Genomic DNA, 6,560 nt, shown 5'->3' with positions numbered 1-6,560 from the left:
GGAGGTTGAAAACAACCTGCATTGGGTACTTGATATAGGATTCAGAGAAGATGATGACAGAAAAACAGGAAATGCTGCAATCAACTTCTCCGCCATATCAAAGTTGGCACTTATGTTATTAAAACAGAGCGATATCAAACTGGGAATGGCAGGAAAGAGGAAAGCGTGTGGATGGGACGAGAAAATAAGAGATAAAGTCATTGGGATTGAAAAAATATAGAGAATAATAGGATGTACAAGTTATTGAGCGTTCGCCCTGGTGGAAAGGTTAGCTGACGGAAGTGTCATACTGGAAATTGAAGTCGTCATCAACCATGAGTTAGAACGAGTATTCTTCGGATATGCCGAGGGAATACACGTTCTTTATCCGAAGACTCTGGTAGAATTGATGGGTAGGAAACTAAAAAAGGCTGCCGAACAATATACCCATTCAAAATGAAAAGGGAACACGCCCAATTATCCTATCTGACATTCAAGAAAAACAAAAAAGCATGGAGAGCCTGTCTATTATTCAACTATGAAGACTTTATTCTTCAAGTAAGGCTCTCGCACATTCGTACCCTTCCTGATAAAACTCTGTCAGCTTTTGCACATCTTTCTCGATGCGGTCTACGGCTACAGGTTTTAACGGGCGAATAACGATAATCTGTCCTTCATCCTCCATGCGCTCTACCATTTCCAACTGCTCATTATAAACAGCACACCGCCGACTTAACGCTTCGCGCAACTTCGGATATTTCCGATATACAAACGAAGGGATACGAATGTCTTTCGAATCTTTCCGATACCCCCGGTTACGGGTGAGTACCACAACATTTCTCGTGCAGCCATCCGTAATGGCTCTTTTCAAAGGTATGGAATCTACAATTCCTCCATCGAGCATGGGAACCCCGTCTACATAAGTAATAGGACATACAAAAGGGAGACTGCTGGATGCGCGGACAATATCAATCACCCTGCGACTATCCTTTTTCTCTTCGAAATAGTTGGCTTCTCCCGTGATGCAATTCGTAGTCACCATCACAAAACGTTCCGGTGAAGCAAAGTATGTTTCATAATCGTAAGGAAGAATATGTTCGGGGAACTCATTGAATAATAGATCAAAGTCCAGTATATTACGTTTTTTGAGCAAATGTTTCAGACCGATATAATCATACTTCTCCAACAAGTCAATGTTGCTGTACTTGGCACGTCCCCGTTGCCGTGATGCATACGACAACCCGTTGCACGCCCCCGCAGACACTCCTATCGCATAGGGAAACCGGATATCGTGATCCATAAAATAATCAAGCACACCGCAGGTGAATACTCCGCGCATTCCCCCGCCTTCCAACACTAATCCCGTAGATTCATCAATTTTCAAGTCCTTCATTTTTATCTCCCGTATTCTTATTCCGGCGGATTACCAGCAAAGATGACAATTCACGCATCACAGCCTCATCCTCGGATAATTTCGTATAAGAAAGATGGCTCATTATCAATAACCCGTCTTTCTCTTCAGTCACTAAATCTTCTACTCCCGCAAACCACACTATCATCGTTTGTTCCGGATAACGCACCTGCAAATCGTCAATGCGTCCACGGAACTCTTCATCGTCCGTATCAAAAAGGAAAAGACGCACCGAATGTCCGTTCTGCAACATCTTATCCAAATAGGAAAAAAGAAACAGATCAATCATTCCGCCGAGTACGAAACTGACCGTCGTGCCTTCCCGATACTGACGATTGACAAATACGGCCACCGGACACTTCACCTGCTCCATAATCTCATCAATCTTATCCCGGAAGAGCGTTAACCATAAAATTGCTCCCGGAGTTCCCGGCATATCCGAACGATAATGACTCCCGGCTCCCAAAAGCAGCATATCAGGATGTTCTTTACGGACAAAGTGGATGATTTCCTGTACAAGTTTGTCTGTCACCCGATAATGGTTATCTACCTGGATATTCAAATTCGCCGCCTGTTGATTGAGCAAAGCAAAACTCTCGCTGGCATAATGTTCGGCATTCAACGGATTCAGATCCGTGCCCACCGTATAGTGTGCTGCAATCAAATGATTTTTCTTCAACTGCTTCCCAAATAACAAATCATAAATGGAAAGCAACACACGCCCGGATTCCGGACGCCCGAAACAAAATATCAATTTGTGCTTCAAAGATAATTTTTCTTCCCGACGTACGAAAATATGTTCCACCAAATGAAGCAAAGGAGTAGTCATAAAGGTCGTAACTAGCGCCATAATGACCAAAATTACGAATATAGAGGGAGGAAGAACTCCCATTTCATAACCGATATTCAAAGCGACAAGCTCCATCAATCCCCGTGTATTCATCAATGTCCCTATCGTCAGACTATCCTTCCACGACTCACCCACCAAACGGGCGGCAATGGCACATCCACCCAGTTTGCCGACAACAGCAACCGTCACCAACAGTAAACATACCATCCACAACTCCGGACTGTTTATCAAACCGATTTCCGTGCGCAATCCGGTGAAGGCAAAGAACAGAGGTAAAAAGAATACTAATGAAATATCCTCCACCTTTTCCATCATCACCTTCCGGAAACCCAGATTAGACGGCATCACTACCCCTGCCATAAAGGCTCCGAATAGTGCATGAATACCGATAATTTCGGTCAGACAAGAAGAAATAATAAGAATGAGCAGAATAAATGCCACGAATGTTTTATTGATTGCTTCCCGGTTGGCATATACTTCTCCCACTTTCTTCAGAAACGGTCGAACAACCAAAAACATGACCGCAATATAGACAACTGCCAGCCCCACTGAATAAAGTGCGCTGGCAAAACTTCCTGCTTTGGAGATAGCAATCACCACTGCCAACAGACACCAGGCTGTCACATCATCATTGGCAGCGGAAGCAATGGTCAGCGTCCCTAAAGGAGTCTTCGTCATATTCCGCTCCTGAATGATGCGCGCCAATACCGGAAAAGCGGTGATACTCATAGAAATACCTATAAACAAAGCAAATGGAAGAAACGGTGTTTGGGCAGCTGCATATTCTTCGTACACCCAGTAAGAAGACAAGATGCCCAGAAAGAAGGGTACTAAGATTCCGGCATGGCTAATCACCAGCGTTTCATTTATTTTATTTTTCAGTACACTGAAATCCAGCTCCATACCGATGACAAACATAAAAAGGATCAGTCCCACCTGACTCAACAGTTCAAGATTGGTAAGCGAGTGTGCCGGAAAAAGGAAATGAAAAGCATCCGGAAAGAAAAAGCCGAGTACGGAAGGTCCTAACACAATACCGGCAACAATCTCTCCAATCACTCCCGGTTGCCCGATCAGACTGAACAAATAGCCAAAAAGACGCACCATCAGCAGTACGGCTATAATCTGAATCAACAAGGTAGTGAGCGGATGATGAAGATTATCCTGTATAAACTGGAGAAACATAGTGAATGGATTCCCCTGTACTATGTTCTGCGCATTTACCGCATAGTGCGAAAACCGGTCACCCTCTTCAATAGCAACATAAATCAACCCTCCAAACAGGAGTAACATCAGTACATAAATGACATAATTCTTCCGGGCCCTGTTCCGCATAAACTTTATTTTTACGATTTGTGCATATTTATGGTAAAAACAAACGAAAAAGGCAGATAGTTTGGCGAAAATAACAAATTCTCAAACAAAATCTTGTTTTTTTGCTTCAATCTATGTAACTTTAGGCTAGCTTAATTGTTTAAGGAGGAAAAAATCAAAAAAGTCCTGCCCGCAGGCAAGCACCATGAGAATACAGTTTGAGATTAAAGAAAATTTGCCGGAAATTATCGAAGAAATCTTACACTCTGATAAGTGGCAAACTTCCGTGAAGGAAGAACTGAGCGGTCGGACGACCGTTGTGATCCGTGACCAAGCGTATGGTTCAGAAGCTACCATTGAAATTTATGCTACATCTATTGAAATCAAAACCGCATGGTCAAAGTACTCCTATCGTATATTTGTAACCAACGATATTGTATGGTGCGAATATAACGGTGCCTATCGTGGTCTGTTGGAACAAGTGCTCCTACCTACTATTACTCCTAAAGAAAACCTGCTCAATTCTGACGTGACTGAAAGTTCGCTCTACGGAAATGAGCATAAGAAATTGAGAGAGTATGCAGAAGATAACCTGAAACTGAAACAATTCCGCAGGGAAAACTTCAATGAACAGAAGAATGGAACCGCTCCATTCGATCATCCCAAGCGTGTGTATGATGAGTTTATCAAAGAAGATTATGTAGTAGCACCCAAAGAAGAAGAGAAAAAATAATCTGCACTTAATGCTTTACCTTGTGCCATCGTATTGGCACTCCAGTGCCACCATATTGACACAGTCGTGCCAGTAAGGTGGCATGATTGTGCCAATAAAAAAGGTTGAACAATTATCAAACGCTCTCTCTCATAAATTTTATAGCCGTACCCACTACCTCCAACCCGGGTCACTTCCAAACGGTATCTATTTACCGGATGCACATACACATACATGATTCCCACTAAAAGCAGTAAGACAAAGCAACTAACACCTATTACTTTTTTATTTCTCTTCATATTCGTATGGTTTCAACTCCCAGGTATCATCGTAATAATAAGTGGAAGATCCTCCTGTAGCTATAATTCCCCGTTTTCCAGTAGAAAAACATACAGCTTTCGAGCGTGTGCTTCCTTCGAAATCGGTCAAATCCTCCCCATCCCACAGGTCTGTCAAAGGGTCGTAAATCCAGTAGTTAGAGCGGTAACTGCTTCCTGCAGTCTGTCCTGATCTCAATTTTCCTTTATCTTCCTCTGTGTCCTCTGCGTCCTCTGTGGTGAAATAATCTGTGTAAATCTGTGTAATCTGTGGTGAAACTTTCCTATATTTGTAGCCAAAACAATTTAATATTAATTTCATAGGAATGAAAAAGACAATCCTTATTGCTGCTTTAGGCTTGTTCAGCCTAAACATCATGGCACAAGATGCAAAACCTGAAGAAGGTTTTGTTTTCACGACAGTGAAAGAAAACCCGATTACTTCTATCAAGAATCAAAATCGTTCGAGCACTTGCTGGAGTTTCTCAACTCTCGGATTCATTGAATCAGAATTGCTTCGCTTAGGTAAAGGCGAGTATGACCTGTCTGAAATGTTTGTCGTACACAAAACGATGCAGGATCGCGGAGTAAACTATGTACGCTATCATGGTGACAGTTCTTTCTCCCCGGGCGGAAGTTTTTATGATGTAATGTACTGCATCAAGAATTATGGTATTGTTCCTCAAGAAGTGATGCCGGGTATCATGTACGGTGACACGTTGCCGGTACATAACGAGCTGGATGCTGTTGCTTCCGGTTACATCAATGCTATTGCGAAAGGTAAGTTGAGCAAATTGACTCCGGTATGGAAAAACGGACTAAGCGCTATTTATGATACTTATCTGGGAGCATGTCCGGAGAAATTCACATACAAAGGCAAAGAATATACTCCGAAGACTTTTTCTGAATCACTGGGATTGAACTGTGACGACTATGTATCACTGACTTCTTATACACATCATCCATTCTATTCTCAATTCGCAATCGAGATTCAGGATAATTGGCGCAATGGTTTATCCTACAACCTGCCTATCGAAGAGCTGATGGCTGTAATGGACAATGCTGTAAAGAAAGGTTATACTTTTGCATGGGGTAGCGACGTCAGCGAACAGGGATTCACACGTGACGGTATCGCCGTTATGCCAGATGTAAACAAAGAATCTGAACTTTCCGGTTCGGATATGGCTCGCTGGACCGGCCTGACTGCTGCTAACAAACGTCAAATGATGACAACCAAACCATACCCGGAAATCGACGTCACTCAAGAAATGCGCCAAGTTGCTTTCGACAATTGGGAAACTACGGACGACCACGGAATGGTAATCTACGGTATCGCTAAAGACCAAAACGGAAAAGAATACTTCATGGTGAAGAATTCTTGGGGTAAATCAGGCAAATACAATGGTATCTGGTATACTTCCAAAGCATTCGTTGCTTACAAGACTATGAATATTCTTGTACACAAAGACGCACTGCCTAAAGAGATTGCTAAAAAACTGGGAATCAAATAAACGAGTACCCATCCTTTATAAATAAAAAGCCTCATTAGCTACAAATAGCTTCTGAGGCTTTTTTAAGCAGTTATTTTCCGGGATTACTCCATGTTATCGAAACCAAAGTAAGACTGCTGCTTTTTTCCTCCAAATAGAATCGACCAAAGAACGGATTTCAACGGTAAACAGTTTTGTTCTATTTTTAAGATTCTACCGTTTGACAGTGGCTATGAATCAAATCAAGCAGAGAATAAAATGCATGAATTAATGCAAGATTATACACATACAGCCCCTTATTATGCATAAATACAAGGAAAAACAGACGGTCTTTATGGTATAAATGCACCCTTGCTTTTAATGAAACGCAGGCTTGGTCGGTGAGAAACGCATCCTTGCTCACCGACCAAGCCAGCGTTCATCGGTGAGAAAGGATTTTGGGGCTGAAAGAAGAGCCATTTCCAAGTTATTTCACTTCAGAATCCAT

The 6,560-nt window shown here is 42.3% G+C and carries 5 protein-coding genes and 3 pseudogenes; 4 read left to right on the top strand and 4 right to left on the bottom strand.

Translation table 11 applies throughout. From position 1 onward, the window contains the following. Together HMPREF0106_RS0124415 and HMPREF0106_RS18385 are read left to right on the top strand one after the other, a co-directional pair. A pseudogene (locus HMPREF0106_RS0124415) lies at positions 1-220 on the top strand (ISAs1 family transposase); the annotation flags it as partial. 36 nt (positions 221-256) lie between these two features. Then, positions 257-439: pseudogene (locus HMPREF0106_RS18385) on the top strand (WYL domain-containing protein); the annotation flags it as partial. Between the two features lie 87 nt (positions 440-526). On the opposite strand, the gene HMPREF0106_RS18390 reads toward HMPREF0106_RS18385, so the two are convergent. Together HMPREF0106_RS18390 and HMPREF0106_RS18395 are read right to left on the bottom strand one after the other, a co-directional pair. Continuing rightward, positions 527-1,372 (bottom strand): patatin family protein, encoded by an 846-nt coding sequence (locus HMPREF0106_RS18390; protein WP_009039307.1) that lies wholly within the window; start codon positions 1,370-1,372, stop codon positions 527-529. Beyond that, positions 1,353-3,575, bottom strand: a complete 2,223-nt coding sequence (locus HMPREF0106_RS18395; RefSeq protein WP_009039306.1) for a cation:proton antiporter — start codon at positions 3,573-3,575, stop codon at positions 1,353-1,355. Before HMPREF0106_RS18395 ends, HMPREF0106_RS18390 begins: the two co-directional genes overlap by 20 nt. A gap of 184 nt (positions 3,576-3,759) precedes the next feature. On the opposite strand from HMPREF0106_RS18395, the gene HMPREF0106_RS18400 reads away from it, so the two are divergent. Further along, positions 3,760-4,287, top strand: coding sequence for a hypothetical protein (locus HMPREF0106_RS18400; protein WP_009039305.1), 528 nt, complete (start codon positions 3,760-3,762; stop codon positions 4,285-4,287). Here HMPREF0106_RS18400 and HMPREF0106_RS18405 read toward each other — a convergent pair. Continuing rightward, positions 4,251-4,565 (bottom strand): hypothetical protein, encoded by a 315-nt coding sequence (locus HMPREF0106_RS18405; protein WP_009039304.1) that lies wholly within the window; start codon positions 4,563-4,565, stop codon positions 4,251-4,253. The two genes, HMPREF0106_RS18400 and HMPREF0106_RS18405, sit on opposite strands and share 37 nt — an antisense overlap. Then, a pseudogene (locus tag HMPREF0106_RS27725) lies at positions 4,552-4,776 on the bottom strand (hypothetical protein); the annotation flags it as partial. The gene HMPREF0106_RS18405 and the pseudogene HMPREF0106_RS27725, both read right to left, overlap by 14 nt. 133 nt (positions 4,777-4,909) lie before the next feature. Here HMPREF0106_RS27725 and HMPREF0106_RS18410 point away from each other — a divergent pair. Further along, the gene (locus HMPREF0106_RS18410) at positions 4,910-6,094 is read left to right on the top strand and encodes an aminopeptidase C (protein ID WP_009039303.1); all 1,185 of its coding nucleotides are present in this window, start codon (positions 4,910-4,912) and stop codon (positions 6,092-6,094) included. The last annotated feature ends 466 nt before the right edge of the window (positions 6,095-6,560 follow it).

This window comes from Bacteroides sp. D22 (assembly GCF_000163675.1).
Classification (GTDB): domain Bacteria; phylum Bacteroidota; class Bacteroidia; order Bacteroidales; family Bacteroidaceae; genus Bacteroides; species Bacteroides xylanisolvens.
Note: the sequence above shows the minus strand (reverse complement) of the source record. Positions and strands in the feature narration are given on the sequence as shown.